We start from the raw sequence: 14,391 nt of genomic DNA on the forward strand, positions 1-14,391 counted from the left end.
ATTTTTTCATTGAAAACTTTATCTTTGCAATCTATATGACAACAATAGACACTTCCATAATTATAAGTACGTACAACTCTCCTGAGTGGTTGGCAAAAGTTTTACACGGATATAACAATCAAACCTATCGCTTGTTTGAAATTGTAATTGCAGACGATGGTTCCAAGCAAGAAACCTTTGATTTGATTGAAGAAATTCGCAAAGAAGTTTTTTATCCAATTGTACATGTGTGGCATGAAGATAACGGATTTCAGAAATCGCAAATCCTTAACAAAGCCACTGTAAAATGTAGTACACCTTATATCATTATGTCTGATGGCGATTGTATCCCGCGAGCCGATTTTGTAGAACATCATGTAAAGCTGCGTGAAGAAGGTTTTTTCCTTTCGGGAGGATACTTTATGCTACCAATGAATATTTCGGAACTCATTACAAAAGAAGATATTTACGAAGGCAATTGTTTTGATGTGTCTTGGTTGAAGAAACACGGTTTAAAAGCTTCGTTTAAGAACAATAAATTGACTTCAGCAGGATTAAAATCGCGTTTTTTGAATGCGGTAACACCAACAAATGCAAGCTGGAACGGACACAATGCTTCTGGTTGGAAAAAAGATATTGTAGCTATTAATGGTTTTGATGAGCGCATGCAATACGGTGGACAAGATCGTGAGTTGGGAGAACGTTTATTCAATTATGGCTTAAAGAGTAAACAAATTCGTTACAGTGCAGTTTGCGTACATTTAGATCATCCACGTGGATATAAAAATCAAGAATCGATCAATAAAAACTTAGCCATTCGTAAAACGACCAAAGACGAAAAACGCAAGTGGACGGATTTTGGTATTGAGAAAAAGTAGTACACTTCGGCTTTGCTCGGTGTACGTTTTTTGACTTGTTAGAAACGGCTTACGCCTTTAGAGCTTTAGACTCGTTTCTCTTTTAGATTTCTGACACTACTTTGCGAAAGTTATTCATATTGAGCTTGTCGAAATGGAAATTTACGGCAATCTGTGTCTTTAAAAGAAAAATGAAAAAGATATAAAAGGTTACTTCGTCATGCTTTCTCGTAATGACTTTTCAAAAGAATACTTTTATATTTAAAATCTAGCATTCAACATTTGTAATTTATAAGCTCCAATCTTCCAATAGGTTTTCTCTTCGTCGGTTTTTACGGTTGTAAAATCGAGTTGTTTTAGTTTATCAAAATATTCCCAACAACCAATTCCTTCACGGTAAATAGAGACAATTAAAACTCCATCATCTGTTAAGTGCGCCAACATTCTGTCTAACACATTTTGCTTTTCAGATTCATGCACATAATAAAAGGCTTCATTAAAAATGATGACATCAAATTTTTGCTTTGGTGTATAATTATGAATATCGGCTGTAACAAATTCAGCCTTTGGAAAGTTTTTTGTTTTTGCCTTTTGAATAGAAACGGCAGAAAAGTCCATTCCTAAGAAATAACTGAAAACTTCAGGAGTTATATATTCGTTCAAAACACCTTCACCTGCACCTAAATCAAGAATGCTAGGTTGTGCTTTCCCATAAGATTTGATAAAGTTGATAATTGTTTGGTAGCGTTCTGCTTCAATCGGATTGCGCAAATTGTCCCAACGACCTTTGCGATATTGTTTGTTCCAACGAAGTTTTCGTCGCCAATTATGAAATTTATCAAGTAGATTCATGTTATTTTTTTAAATGTAAAGCTAAGAATTTTTCTAGCTTCGTAATAATCATTTCTGGTGTTAATTGCTTGTATAAATCATGCGGATTTTCTTCAATTTTCTTACGTTCTTCAAACGTAAACGTATCAAATAAATCAGGCTTCTCTTCTAATAAGTGAATCGATTCATGTTGCTTTCCATCTTCAAAACTAGCCCAATGATCTTTGTTTACATAGGGTGAAAATATTGTAAATGTTGGTTTATTCAAAGCCTTTGCAATATGTACAATACCACCTTCATTGGCAACCATTAAATCACATGCATACATCAGTCGTACAAAACCGCGAATACTATCTTCATAGATATCTAAAATGATACTTTCCTTGTTTTGGCAAAGTGCGTAAATTTTATCCGCTTCTGCTTTTTGTTTCGGTGCATAGTTGAATAAAATATGAACCTTATGATTTGATGTAATGTAATCTACAATTTCGGCAATATATTCATACGGCATCGATTTTTGCGGTGTGCTTCCCAAAATTCCCAACATTAATACAGGATCTTTGTATTGATCTAGTTTGGGATAGTTTTTTTCGCTTTCTTTTAAGGTGATTTTAGGTTCAAAATCTGGATTCTCCAATGGAAAAACACTTGTTATTAAATTGATTCTGTCTTCAATTGCTTTTCCGCAAATCTGCGTTTTTTCATCTAATAAATTAATCGGATGCGAGTAGAAGCGAAGCGGTAATTTTTTATGCTTGCGTTTATTCCCAATACGATATTCAGCTTTTGAAAAATAACAAATCAAACGACTTTGCAGTTTAGAATACGGATCAAAAATGATATCGTATTTCTCTTTACGAACTTTACGAATCATTTTGATCAAATTTGGAATCTTTTTTAGTTCCTTTTCATTGATGGGAATGATTACATCTATATTCGGATTGTTTTCAATAACACCATTCGTAAAATCATACGCCATAAAATCAACGCGACTTTCGGGGAATATCTTCTTAATATTATTGGCAATTACAGAACTTATCAGGACATCTCCAATACGTTTGTTCTGTATAATTAATATTTTTTTCATTGCGTGCAATTATGAATCTAGGCGTTCTGCGCAAAATATTATTTTTTCAGCTTTTATTAAAATTTCAATTAACATATCTTTGAAAAATATCCTCGAACTATGCAAACGGTACATATTCATCCAAATTACAAAGATCAGAAAGAAGCAATTTTGGCTTTTATCAACGGATTTGAATCACAAGGGGAATATGTGACCAAAGGTGAGCGAAACGTAATCAAGTCTTTTGATTTGAATGGAGAAAAGATCAATATTAAATCGTTTCGTGTGCCCAAAACGTTCAATAGTTTTGTGTATAAATTTATACGACCTTCTAAAGCAAAACGTTCGTTTGAATATGCTGAAAGGTTACTATCATTTGGAATTAAAACGCCGTTTCCAATTGCATACTTTGAAAATCACACTGCTTTGGGTTTAAAAGAAAGTTATTATGTCAGTGCACATATTGACTATGATTTTGATTTTCGAGCGTTGATTCACGATCCGTTGTTTGAAAATCGCAGATACATTTTAGAACAATTTGCAGAATTTTGCTTTCAACTGCATGAAAATAATGTCAATTTTTTAGATCACTCTCCAGGAAATACTTTGATTGTTCAGGATGGAAAAGAATACGAATTCTATTTAATCGATTTAAACAGAATGAAGTTTGAAGCGATGGATTTAGAGAAACGTATGGAAAATTTAAAACGTTTATGGTTATCCAAACTAATGATTCATATCATAAGCAAACGTTATGCAGAACTTGCCAATAAAGAATTGCATGAAGTACAAGATGTGTTACTCAAATATAGTCAAGCTTTCAAGCGTAAAATCAATCGTAAAAAATATTTGAAGAAGAAGTATTTGAAGAAAAAGAAGTGATTTTTTGAAACGTCATTGCGAAAGTTTTGAAAAAAACTTATGGCAATCTGTTACTTAAAAAACAGATTACTTCGTCATGCTTTTTCGTAATAACGCTTCACAAAAAATGTCAAATAAAAGGCGAACTGAAATTTCAATCCGCCAATTATGTTTTATCTTCTAACAAGTCTAACAAGTCTAACAAGTCTAACAAGTCTAACAAGTCTAACAAGTCTAAACCGCTACATCATGCTCACGCAAAGCATCGTTTAAAGAAGTCTTTTTATTGGTACTTTCTTTACGTTTTCCAATAATTAGCGCACAAGGAACTTGATAATCTCCAGCAGGAAATTTTTTAGTGTAACTTCCCGGAATTACAACAGATCGTGCAGGAACGCGACCTTTCATTTCAATTGGTTCATCACCTGTAATATCAATAATTTTCGTGGAAGCAGTCAATACAACATTGGCACCTAATACAGCTTCTTCTTCTACGCGAACACCTTCCACTACAATACATCTTGAACCAATGAATGCATTATTTTCAATAATCACAGGAGCTGCTTGCAATGGTTCTAACACACCACCAATTCCAACACCGCCAGACAAGTGTACATTTTTACCAATTTGAGCACAGCTTCCAACTGTTGCCCAAGTATCAACCATAGTTCCTTCATCTACATACGCACCAATATTTACATAACTTGGCATCATAATTACACCTTTAGAAACATACGCTCCATGACGTGCAATTGCATGTGGAACCACGCGAATTCCTTTTTCTTTATAACCGCGTTTTAAAGGAATTTTGTCATGAAATTCAAAAATCCCAGCTTCTAAGGTTTCCATTTTCTGAATTGGGAAATATAACACCACCGCTTTTTTAACCCATTCGTTCACTTGCCAACCATCAGCAGTTGGTTCTGCCACACGTAACTCTCCAACGTCCAATAAATCAATTACCTTACGAATGGCTGCTTGTGTATCTTCGTTTTTTAATAAATCTCGGTTATCCCAAGCATTTTCTATAGTTTCTTTTAATGCGATCATGTTTTTAATTTTTTACGATCACAAAGATAAAATCTTCCTATAAATATTTCATGAAAATTTACAGATCTAACAGATTCTATCAGTTTAAAACAAATTGTAAGTTTTTAAGAAACAGTTTGCATTTTTCGCACACGTTTTAAAATTGACTTTTTAGACATAAATGGCAACATTTTCATCATAATCTTTTGTGAAGTTGTGAGTCCTGAAATGACATCCAAATCGCCTTTTAACATGGCATTATAACCATCTTCAGCCACACTTCTTGCGCTTGCAGTTTTGTCAAAAAGTTCTGTTTTGTCCATTCCAGAAACAGCCGCAAAATCGGTTGCTGTAGCGCCTGGCATTAAATTGGTAACTGTAATATTGGTGTCATGTAATTCTTCTGCAATCGCATTACTAAAAAAGGTTACATAGGCTTTTGTAGCATAATACACTGCTTGTAATGGTCCAGGAAGAAAGCTTGCTGTTGAAGATACATTCAAAATCTTACCATCATTACGAGCCACAAAGTCTTGTAAAAAATGATGTGATAAAGCTGTAAGCGCACTGATGTTTAATTGAATCATGTTTAAATCGGTTTGTAAATCACGCTGATCAAATCGACCTAAACCACCAAAACCTGCGTTGTTGATAAGGTAATCTACTTTGATGTTAGAAGCTGTTACCGCATCATAAATTTCTTTTGGTGCGTTTGGATCTGTTAAATCTTTCGCGATGATAGTAACGTGTATCTTATGAGCTGTTTCTAATTCTGTTTTTAATGTTTTCAATTTGTCTTCACTTCGTGCGATAATGACCAAATCACCGCCTTTTTCTGCATGAATCTTTGCAAATTCTTTTCCTATTCCGCTACTTGCGCCTGTGATTAATGCTGTTTTTTTCATTATTTCTTAGTTTAATTAGTGAGTACTTACTTTTTTTATGAATAAATTTTTTTAGATATGATTTATAATTTAGGTTATAGTTTGTATTTGAGTAATAAAAATGACTTGTATGCTTCTTGTTGTTTTAAATTTCCTTTTAAAATTTCTGAGGAAATACTTTCTACGATTTGATTTAATAAAATTGCTTCCAAATTAGGGTTTTCATATTCCAAGGCTTCAAAAGCAGTTGCTAGTTTATCTATTAAGGGTTGCATTTTTTGTGGATTGTTATATGCCACTTCCCACTTTAGTTTAAACTGCAAACGCCAAAAATCAAATTCACTTTCCTTGACACCAAAGGGAAGTTCAATAGCTTTTTTAAGTACAGTTTTAGCATCTGTTTCCATGATGATAGGCATGATTACTTCTGCAATTCTTACTTCTGCATCTTTAATGATGGCATCGAGCAATCCTTGTTTATTTGTAAAATGTCTGAATATTAAGCCTTCGGAAACGCCAGCTTTCTTTCCAATTTTACTGGTAGAGGTAGCATTGTATCCTTCATTAGAAAATAATTCTAAGGCAGCATGTAATATTTTTTCTTGTTTATCAGTCATTTAAAATAAATAGTGAGCAATCACTTACAAAAGTAAATCAAGTTTTTGAAATGGCAAAATTATGATTTGTTAAAGCTTTTTTAATCAGTTTCTTGGGTACTTTCGTCCATTTAAAAATTTACCTATAAAAGTATTACGAACACCGTAATGATAAGTGATAAAGCATACAATTGCTGTCATCGCAGTAACCAATAAAAACTTTAGAATTCCGCCAATTGGTAATTCCCTTAAAAGAATTGGAAAGAGTGCGGTTAAAGGTAAATGAATTAAATATACCCAATAAGAAGCGTCTGAAATATATCGCATCCGTTTTGAATGGTGACTTCCGTGACGAATAAATAATCCTGTGATTCCAAATATAAAGAGCCAGACAGTCAAGGAACTTAATGTGATCAATATGGGAGAATTGCTATTTGGTTTTAAACCGAGATCCATAAACTCAATTAAAACACCTTGTGTCATCACGAGAAAAATTGCTGTTATTACAGTAAGCCAATCATATTTAATCAGTGTTTGTAAATGTTGTTTTGAAGTGTATAAAATCCATCCTACAAGATAAAAAGAAGTGTAGTATAAAAACGTAGCAATATCTGGCGGTAGTGAAGTAGATGAAGCTACCATTGGTGTTTTTAAAAGTGTCAAAACAACAAAGGTCATTCCTGAAAATATGAGAATTCGAGCCAATGGTCTTTGAAAAATCCAATTTCCTATGAATTTAATTTGTTGTGATAATTTTGGAATTTTTCTTAAGATAAAAGCTAGTATAACTGCAAATCCTGTGGCATATATCAAATAATACAAAAACCACAAATGTGAAGTACTTTTAGGAATGTAAAAGTTGAACTCAGAAAAAGGAGCTAAAGTCGTAGTCAATGCATGTTCATTTCCTTGCAAAGTCAAACTAGCATAATCAAAAGAAAACTGAACAATAGGAGCGAGGATGATTAAAAATAGTATAAATGGAAATACAATTCGAGCAATTCTGTTTTTAATCATGCGTTTTGGGCTTCGTTCATAAAATAACATCGCACCAAAAAATCCAGCAATCAAGAAAAAGATGGGCATCCGAAACGAATGAATCATCAGTACTAAAAAGTCAGTGGTGATATTAGTGGCAGCTGTATCTTTTATAATCCAAACATTTCCATGATTTGTGACATTGTATGTAAGTGCTGAATGCAAGACCAAACCTAACATCATCATGATGGCGCGTAAGGAATCGAGTGAATGTATGCGTTGTGTTTTTTCCAAAGAAGTTAGTGTGTAATTTGTATGCGTCTGTAAATCGTATTTTCTTCTGTTTTATAAAGGTTCATAGCGTTACAATCCAATCCATATGTCAAACTCAAACATTGGTCTGAATCATAAAATTCAAATTCAATCCCAACTAAGTCATAATCATTCTCGTTTAAAGGTTCAGTAGTCTCAGGAGAATTGTGAAGAAAAAAATTATATTCAATCAAAAAAATATCATTAATTTTCCTTTTAAGACATTAAATTGCTCGAAAGGAGCTTCTTTCCAGATTAAAGGTATTTCATCATCAGCACCATACCAATCTAATTTTTTAGAAAGATCAATTGTGTTGATAGTCATGCCATATTCTGAAAGTTGAAAAGCAGTAAATTCAAATTGAATGGAGTCAATAACTATTATAATTGGTCCGTCGTTATTCCACTCATTAAATTCGGTATTCCATTGTACATAATACGTGCTAAACGTTTTGTGTAATGCGCTTTCACAATAATGTTTGTTTATATTTAAAAAAGAAATTGCATCAGAGAAAAATTGAGGTTTGTATTTAGGAATGCCAAGCATGGTGATTTTTAATAAAATATGTGTCTAAGATACTATAGAAATCTAACATTCCCATCATTACAACAATAATTCACAACAATTTATATACACATTGAAATATAAAGCTTATTTTTGCCAAAAATTTATATGGCGCGTATTCTAGCGATTGATTACGGGAAGAAACGAACGGGAATTGCCGTTACTGATGAGATGCAATTAATAGCTTCTGGTTTAACGACAGTTCGCACGCATGATTTGATCAATTTTTTGAAAGAATACGTTAGTAAAGAAAATGTGGAATTGTTTTTGGTAGGAGAACCCAAACAAATGAACAATGAAGCTTCTGAAAGTGAAGTGCTAATTAAAGAGTTTATTCGCTTGCTAACCAAAGCCATTCCAACAATCCCGATAAAACGAGTTGACGAGCGTTTTACCTCAAAAATGGCATTTCAAACCATGATTGATAGCGGATTGAAAAAGAAACAACGTCAAAATAAAAGTTTAATAGATGAAATAAGTGCAACAATTATATTGCAATCTTATCTATACAAATAGTACAAAATATGATATTACCAATTGTCGCTTTTGGCGATCCAGTTTTACGAAAAGTAGCGAAAGATATTACGCCTGAGTATCCAAACTTAGATACGTTACTTGAAAATATGTTTGAAACCATGTACAATGCGTATGGTGTAGGACTGGCAGCGCCACAAATTGGACTTCCAATTCGTTTATTTATGGTAGATGCTACAGGTTTTGCAGAAGATGAAGAACTTGATGAAGCACAAAGAAAGCAACTTGAAGGCATGAAAAAGGTATTCATCAATGCGAAAATTTTAGAGCGTAATGGAGAACCTTGGGTGTTTAATGAAGGTTGTTTGAGTATTCCTGATGTACGAGAAGATGTATTTCGCCCAGAAAGTATCAAGATCGAATATTATGATGAAAATTTTGAGAAACATGTAGAAGAGTTTGATGGTTTGGCAGCAAGAGTAATTCAGCACGAATACGATCATATCGAAGGGATTTTGTTTACTGATAAACTATCTGCTCTTAAAAGACGTTTATTAAAAGGAAGATTGACAAATATTTCACGTGGTCGTATCAAAGTAGATTACAAAATGCGTTTTCCAGATGCAAAGAAAATGCGCTAACTGATTCAATCTATATTTTGACCAGAATCTGATTGCATTGTCAAAATTGAATTTCAATAAAAATAACGTTAAAAAAAGTGATGGAAAACCTACAATCTGTATATTTGCCATCCTTAGTAGAAAAAATACAATATGAGTTTAGAAAAAATATTAGCTATTTCTGGAAAGCCAGGACTTTATGAATTAAAAACACAAACACGTAATGGTTTTGTAGCAGAATCTTTATCTGATGGAAAAAAAATCTCAGTAAGTCTGCGTCATAATGTAAGTTTATTATCTGAAATTGCCATTTATACATACACGGAAGAAATTCCTTTAGGTGACGTTTTAGAAAAAGTAAAAGAAAAAGAAAACGGAGCTGCCACTTCGATCAATCATAAAGAATCAAAAGCTGTATTAACAAACTACTTCTCAGAAGTTTTGCCAGATTACGATCAAGATCGTGTGTATCCAAGCGATATTAAAAAAGTAATTCAGTGGTATAATTTATTACATTCAAAAGGAATGACAGATTTTACTGCAGCAGTTTCCTCTGAAGAAGAATAACACATATATTACCAAAGTCTAGTCATAAAAAAATCCAGCAATCGCTGGATTTTTTTTGTAGTTTATGTAAAAAGTAGTTTATTACTTTTTTATAACTGAGTTTGCAGCTTTTTCAATAGCGTCAAGATATTTTTGTGCAGTTCCAGTTCCAGACATTCCCATAAACATTGTACATGTTTCTGGATCACGTTTCATGCAATATACAACACAGTCAATAGTTCCTTGTGGTGTTTCACTAGTTCCTTCTAAAAAGATAACTTTTACACCATTCATCATTTTTTCACCTTTATCGGAAACTTTAAAATCTGGCGGTAAATTCTTTTCAAGTTCGTTTTTCGCATTTTCATAAGTTGAAGGAACAACCATACCCATCACCATTACTTGCGGGTTTTCTGAAAAATACATGTTCGTAGACATTTTTTGTAATAGATCAGTATCGATGTCCATTTTTAAATCAATTTTCATCAATTCCATTGCTAATGCTTGCTTTTCAGCTTGATCTTCTTGCGCTTGCACTGTAAACGTAGCTACAAAAAGCATACATAGTGCGATCAGTGTTTTTTTCATTGTTATATTAAGTTTGTGACTTCAAAAATACGGAATAGTTTTGAGCATTATTGCAAATCCGTACGTTATTTGTGTTTGTATATGCATAAAGTGTGCCACATTTCGACTTGGCTCAATGTAACACTTCTACAAGCTGAGTATGAACATTGAGCGGAGTCAAAATGTGAATTCTTCTAATTAGTTCTCTCGTGTTAAATCTAAATATCTAACAATCTACGATGATAATTGATCTGTCCTACATGATAACTCAAATGCCATAATAAATGCATTAACATAAATTCATTAGTCAGAACTTCTCCATTTTTTTTAATAGGATAATTTTTTTTTAATTGGGCATCTGGGAAATTTTTCAAGGCTGTCAGGACAACTTCTTTTACTTTGTTGACTTCTGAAACTAAAGTAGCTTTCGGAACATCTTTAGTATTAAATTCCGCATTACGTTGGCGTACATAATCTATATTTCCTATATATCTGCCAATAAAATGGTTCAGATTTCCAACTAAATGCAAACACAGGTTTCCTGCGCAGTTAGAAATATTGTCTGTGAGTTTCCACAACGAAGTTTCTTCTTTGTATTGCTCTATTTCAGACGCAAGTCGGTCAATTTCTCTAGAATATAATTGTATGATGGCAGTTTTCATGAAGTATAATTTTGGTATACTAAAAATACGATTATTGTCTGCCTTCTCCAATCAAATATAGTGTAGAATAGTTCTAAAATACCCGTAGTTTATACAATAGAAATTCCATCGTACATTTGTCACGTAGTATTCTAAATAATAGGAATGGAAGATGGTGTAAAATATACGATTGAATATGAAACTCATGAAGAGCCAGAATCTATTACCAAGCTGTCCTCAGAATTTAGACTAAGGAAATTAGTAGGCTGGGCGATAAGAACTTTAATAGCGGTTATTTTGTTTATTTCTTTTTGGGAATATACTTGGATAAAATGGTTGTTAGCCTTTTATATTCCATTAAATGTATTTGGTTTGTATTCTATTTTTAAATTTACCAATAGTGTCGATAAAAAAATAGAGGAAGTTATACAGAAGATTGATGAATTGGAAGAAACATTTGCAGCAGAGGAAGAAGAATAAGCTTTTGATTAATTATATAAAGAACTCATATTAAATACCTAGCTTTGTCATTCTTATAGATTACAACTTATGAATTCCAGAAAAGTACAATTAGAAGCCTTCGATCGTTTGTTAACCATTATGGATGAATTGCGTGAGCAATGTCCGTGGGATCGCAAACAAACCTTGCAAAGTTTACGTCATTTAACGATTGAAGAAACCTATGAATTAGGTGACGCCATCCTTGAGAATGATTTAGATGAAGTGAAAAAGGAATTGGGCGATTTGCTTTTACATATTGTATTTTATTCAAAAATAGGTAGTGAAACAAACGATTTTGACATTGCTGATGTTGCGAATGGAATTTGTGAAAAACTCATCAGTCGTCATCCGCATATTTACAGCGATGTTGAGGTAAATGATGAAGAAGATGTAAAGCGTAATTGGGAAAATTTAAAGCTAAAAGAAGGAAAAAAATCTGTTCTAGAAGGAGTTCCCAAGAGTTTACCGGCTTTGGTAAAGGCTAATCGTATTCAGGATAAAGTCGCAGGTGTTGGCTTTGATTGGGAAGAACCAAATCAGGTTTGGGAAAAGTTGCAGGAAGAACTTTCTGAATTCCAAGAAGAAGTTGCGAAAGGCGATCAAAAAGCAATGGAATCTGAGTTTGGGGATGTTATGTTTTCTATGATCAATTATGCACGCTTTTTAAAAATTGATCCTGAAAATGCTTTGGAACGTACGAATAAGAAATTCATTAAGCGTTTTCAATACTTAGAAGAAAAAGCTGCTGGTCTCAACAAAAAACTGGCAGATATGACATTGGCTGAAATGGATGTTTTTTGGGAAGAAGCTAAGAAACTCTAATTAGGTATTTGGTTTCAGGTGTTGGGTCTTAGGATAAATAATATAACAAATGAGTATATAAAAAGAAAAAAGCCGTTTCAAATTGAAACGGCTTTCTATGTTTTAAAACTCGAGCATTGAGCGGAGTCTAAATGCAGTACAGTATATCTATAGCGATCGCAACTGTTTTAACTTCGCTTTCCAAGTATCTAAAGCTCTTTTGTGTTTTTCTATATCTTGATGTACTTTTTTCAACATCGGACTACTAGATGATGAATTTGAGAAGAATTGTAAGTTATTTTCCAACTGACGCATTTCTGCTGAAATCTCATCAATTTTTCTACGAATAAAAATACGTTCCGAATTTATTTTTCCGTGGTCTAAATTCTCTAAACGATTGCTGTATTTGATCAATTCAGATTCTTGTTTGTCAATGTTTAATTGATTAAACAATCCATCAATCAATTTGTTGAATTTGTTGTCAATATTCTTTTTGTTATACGGGACTCTGCCTATTGCTTTCCAAGCTGCAATTTTAGACTTTATAACATCAATATCTACTTTTGTATCACCTGATAATTCTAAAGCCTCTAGTTCTGTTAAGAAGGCTTCTTTTTTTGCTAAAGCTTCAACTTCTCCCGCATTGGCAGCATTTTTCTGAGCGTGTAAGCGATCGAAATAGTGATTGCAAGCATTTTTAAACTGCTTCCAAATCTTATCAGAAATTTTCTTTGGTACATGTCCAATCTTTTTCCAATCGGCTTGTACTTTCTTCATTTGTGGCGTCACAGCTGCCCAGTCATCGCTATCTTTTAAAGACTCTGCCAATTCGATCAAGGCCATTTTTTTGGCTAGATTCTCTTGTTGTTCTTTCTTTAAAGACTTGTAAAATGCGTTTTTATTAGCATTAAACTCACGAACAGCTTGTTTGAACTTAGCCCAAGTTTCTTCATTTACTTTTAGAGGAACTTTTCCAGCATTGAAGAAAGCTTCGCGTAGTTTTTCAACCTCTTTAATTTTATTTTGCCACTGATTGTGAACTTTATAATTTCCAGCAGAGACTTCTTTGATTTTAGCAATGATTTCTTCTTTTACGACTAAATTTTGCTCGTAAATCTGATCTATATTTTTGAAATATTCTTGGCGTCTGTCATGAATTACCTTCGTGGCAGCACTGAATCGATTCCAGATTTCTTCACGTAAATCTTTTGCAACTGGTCCAACATCTTCTTTCCAAAGTCTGTGCAAGTTTTGCAATTCACGGAATGCATGAATTACATTTTCTTCTTGTGCCAATTCTTCAGCACGTGCTACAATCTTTTGTTTTTCTTCGTAATTACGCTTAAAATCTAAATCACGAAGATCTCTGTTTAAGTGTAAAAAGTCATAAAAACGCTCAATATGATGGTGATATGTACGCCAAACATTATTGTATTGTGTTTTTGGAATAGAACCTGCATTGCGCCAGTCTTCTTGAATTTGTTTGAAATGCTTGTAAGTCGTATTGATGTTTTCTTCAACATTTAACAGTCCTTTCAATTCCTCAATAATGGCTAAACGACGTTCTAAATTGGCGTTTAAATCTTTCTCTAGATTTTTATAGTATTCGTTTCGTTTGCTACGGTATTCGTTGTAAGCAACATTGAAACGTCCTTTGATTGGTAATGAAAAATGGAAATCGATGATGTTTCCGCCTTCTGCTAAAAACTCTTCTTTGCGTTGCTCTAAAACTTCATTGAATTTTTGGTTGAACTCAGCTTTAATTCCATCTACATGTTCTTTTATAGCTTGAACTTTCTCGTTTTTCACAAGTTTTTCCAACTCTTCGACTAAAGCTTCTTTAGACATGGAATGATAATCCAATACTGGAATTTCATGGCGTTCGTTTGCGCTTTCATCTTCAGCATCTTCCGCCACATTATCATGCACTTCGTTGACAGCTTCCTGATGTTCTTCAATAGTTTGCTCTGTTTCTTCCGTAACTTTAACTTCTATTTCTGCTGTAGTTTCTGTTTCGCTTTCAGCCTCAACTTGAGTTTCAAGTTCTTCGTTTTTTACCTCAGTCTCAGGTGTTGCATCATTACTAGTGCCGCTTTCAGCTTCTACTTCGTTTTCAGTTGCAGTTTCAACTTTAGCCTCAATTTCAGCGTCTTGAGTAGTTTCTTCCGTAGGATCAGGAGTTGACTGATCTTCTAAATTTCCTTCTGCATCATGCAGGTTATCATCTTTTTCTTCTAACATCTTATAAATGTTTGGGTTCTTTTTCAAGCTTTAAAGTACCGA

The 14,391-nt window shown here is 33.3% G+C and carries 17 protein-coding genes; 7 read left to right on the plus strand and 10 right to left on the minus strand.

Annotation, left to right across the window (positions count from 1 at the left end; translation table 11 throughout):
- Positions 1-35: 35 nt before the first annotated feature.
- Complete coding sequence (locus tag MK119_RS12315) at positions 36-857, plus strand: glycosyltransferase family 2 protein (RefSeq protein WP_290679364.1); 822 nt, start codon at positions 36-38, stop codon at positions 855-857.
- A 240-nt stretch (positions 858-1,097) separates the two neighbouring features.
- On the opposite strand, the gene MK119_RS12320 is transcribed toward MK119_RS12315, so the two are convergent.
- Positions 1,098-1,688 (minus strand): class I SAM-dependent methyltransferase, encoded by a 591-nt coding sequence (locus MK119_RS12320; protein WP_290679116.1) that lies wholly within the window; start codon positions 1,686-1,688, stop codon positions 1,098-1,100.
- Between the two features lies 1 nt (position 1,689).
- Positions 1,690-2,754 carry a glycosyltransferase family 9 protein gene (locus MK119_RS12325; protein ID WP_290679119.1) on the minus strand — a complete coding sequence of 355 codons (1,065 nt, stop codon included), beginning with the start codon at positions 2,752-2,754 and terminating at the stop codon, positions 1,690-1,692.
- A 99-nt stretch (positions 2,755-2,853) separates the two neighbouring features.
- Here MK119_RS12325 and MK119_RS12330 point away from each other — a divergent pair, with 99 nt between their 5' ends.
- A complete protein-coding gene (locus tag MK119_RS12330; RefSeq protein WP_290679122.1) occupies positions 2,854-3,615 on the plus strand; it encodes a lipopolysaccharide kinase InaA family protein in 762 nt (253 codons plus the stop codon).
- Between the two features lie 213 nt (positions 3,616-3,828).
- Here the strand turns inward: MK119_RS12330 and MK119_RS12335 are convergent, their stop codons facing one another.
- From MK119_RS12335 to MK119_RS12355, 5 genes are all read right to left on the minus strand, one after another.
- The gene (locus tag MK119_RS12335; RefSeq protein WP_290679125.1) at positions 3,829-4,644 is read right to left on the minus strand and encodes a 2,3,4,5-tetrahydropyridine-2,6-dicarboxylate N-succinyltransferase; all 816 of its coding nucleotides are present in this window, start codon (positions 4,642-4,644) and stop codon (positions 3,829-3,831) included.
- 104 nt (positions 4,645-4,748) lie between these two features.
- Positions 4,749-5,528 carry an SDR family oxidoreductase gene (locus MK119_RS12340; protein ID WP_290679128.1) on the minus strand — a complete coding sequence of 260 codons (780 nt, stop codon included), beginning with the start codon at positions 5,526-5,528 and terminating at the stop codon, positions 4,749-4,751.
- 74 nt (positions 5,529-5,602) lie between these two features.
- On the minus strand, positions 5,603-6,124 hold the full coding sequence (locus tag MK119_RS12345) for a helix-turn-helix domain-containing protein (protein ID WP_290679131.1): 522 nt from the start codon (positions 6,122-6,124) through the stop codon (positions 5,603-5,605).
- Between the two features lie 84 nt (positions 6,125-6,208).
- A complete protein-coding gene (locus MK119_RS12350) occupies positions 6,209-7,375 on the minus strand; it encodes an acyltransferase family protein (protein ID WP_290679134.1) in 1,167 nt (388 codons plus the stop codon).
- A 208-nt stretch (positions 7,376-7,583) separates the two neighbouring features.
- Positions 7,584-7,940, minus strand: a complete 357-nt coding sequence (locus MK119_RS12355) for a hypothetical protein (RefSeq protein ID WP_290679137.1) — start codon at positions 7,938-7,940, stop codon at positions 7,584-7,586.
- Between the two features lie 126 nt (positions 7,941-8,066).
- On the opposite strand from MK119_RS12355, the gene ruvX reads away from it, so the two are divergent.
- The 3 genes from ruvX to MK119_RS12370 all read left to right on the plus strand — a co-directional run bounded on the left by ruvX (position 8,067) and on the right by MK119_RS12370 (position 9,619).
- Entirely contained in the window at positions 8,067-8,474 is a 408-nt protein-coding gene (ruvX, locus tag MK119_RS12360) for a Holliday junction resolvase RuvX (RefSeq protein WP_290679140.1), read from the plus strand.
- 8 nt (positions 8,475-8,482) lie between these two features.
- The gene (gene def, locus MK119_RS12365) at positions 8,483-9,073 is read left to right on the plus strand and encodes a peptide deformylase (protein ID WP_290679143.1); all 591 of its coding nucleotides are present in this window, start codon (positions 8,483-8,485) and stop codon (positions 9,071-9,073) included.
- A 132-nt stretch (positions 9,074-9,205) separates the two neighbouring features.
- Positions 9,206-9,619 (plus strand): DUF5606 domain-containing protein, encoded by a 414-nt coding sequence (locus MK119_RS12370; protein WP_290679146.1) that lies wholly within the window; start codon positions 9,206-9,208, stop codon positions 9,617-9,619.
- A gap of 81 nt (positions 9,620-9,700) precedes the next feature.
- Here the strand turns inward: MK119_RS12370 and MK119_RS12375 are convergent, their stop codons facing one another.
- Both MK119_RS12375 and MK119_RS12380 read right to left on the minus strand, forming a co-directional pair.
- Positions 9,701-10,186 carry a hypothetical protein gene (locus tag MK119_RS12375; RefSeq protein WP_290679149.1) on the minus strand — a complete coding sequence of 162 codons (486 nt, stop codon included), beginning with the start codon at positions 10,184-10,186 and terminating at the stop codon, positions 9,701-9,703.
- 197 nt (positions 10,187-10,383) lie between these two features.
- The gene (locus MK119_RS12380; RefSeq protein WP_290679152.1) at positions 10,384-10,827 is read right to left on the minus strand and encodes a DUF1572 family protein; all 444 of its coding nucleotides are present in this window, start codon (positions 10,825-10,827) and stop codon (positions 10,384-10,386) included.
- A gap of 144 nt (positions 10,828-10,971) precedes the next feature.
- On the opposite strand from MK119_RS12380, the gene MK119_RS12385 reads away from it, so the two are divergent.
- A complete protein-coding gene (locus tag MK119_RS12385; protein ID WP_290679154.1) occupies positions 10,972-11,286 on the plus strand; it encodes a hypothetical protein in 315 nt (104 codons plus the stop codon).
- A 69-nt stretch (positions 11,287-11,355) separates the two neighbouring features.
- Positions 11,356-12,129: a nucleoside triphosphate pyrophosphohydrolase gene (gene mazG, locus MK119_RS12390; protein ID WP_290679157.1), complete on the plus strand. Its 774-nt coding sequence runs from the start codon at positions 11,356-11,358 to the stop codon at positions 12,127-12,129.
- Positions 12,130-12,276: 147 nt separating this feature from the next.
- Here mazG and MK119_RS12395 read toward each other — a convergent pair whose 3' ends face one another.
- Positions 12,277-14,349: a DUF349 domain-containing protein gene (locus MK119_RS12395; RefSeq protein WP_290679160.1), complete on the minus strand. Its 2,073-nt coding sequence runs from the start codon at positions 14,347-14,349 to the stop codon at positions 12,277-12,279.
- Positions 14,350-14,391 lie beyond the last annotated feature (42 nt).

Source organism: Kordia sp., assembly GCF_022447245.1.
Taxonomy (GTDB): Bacteria; Bacteroidota; Bacteroidia; order Flavobacteriales; family Flavobacteriaceae; genus Kordia.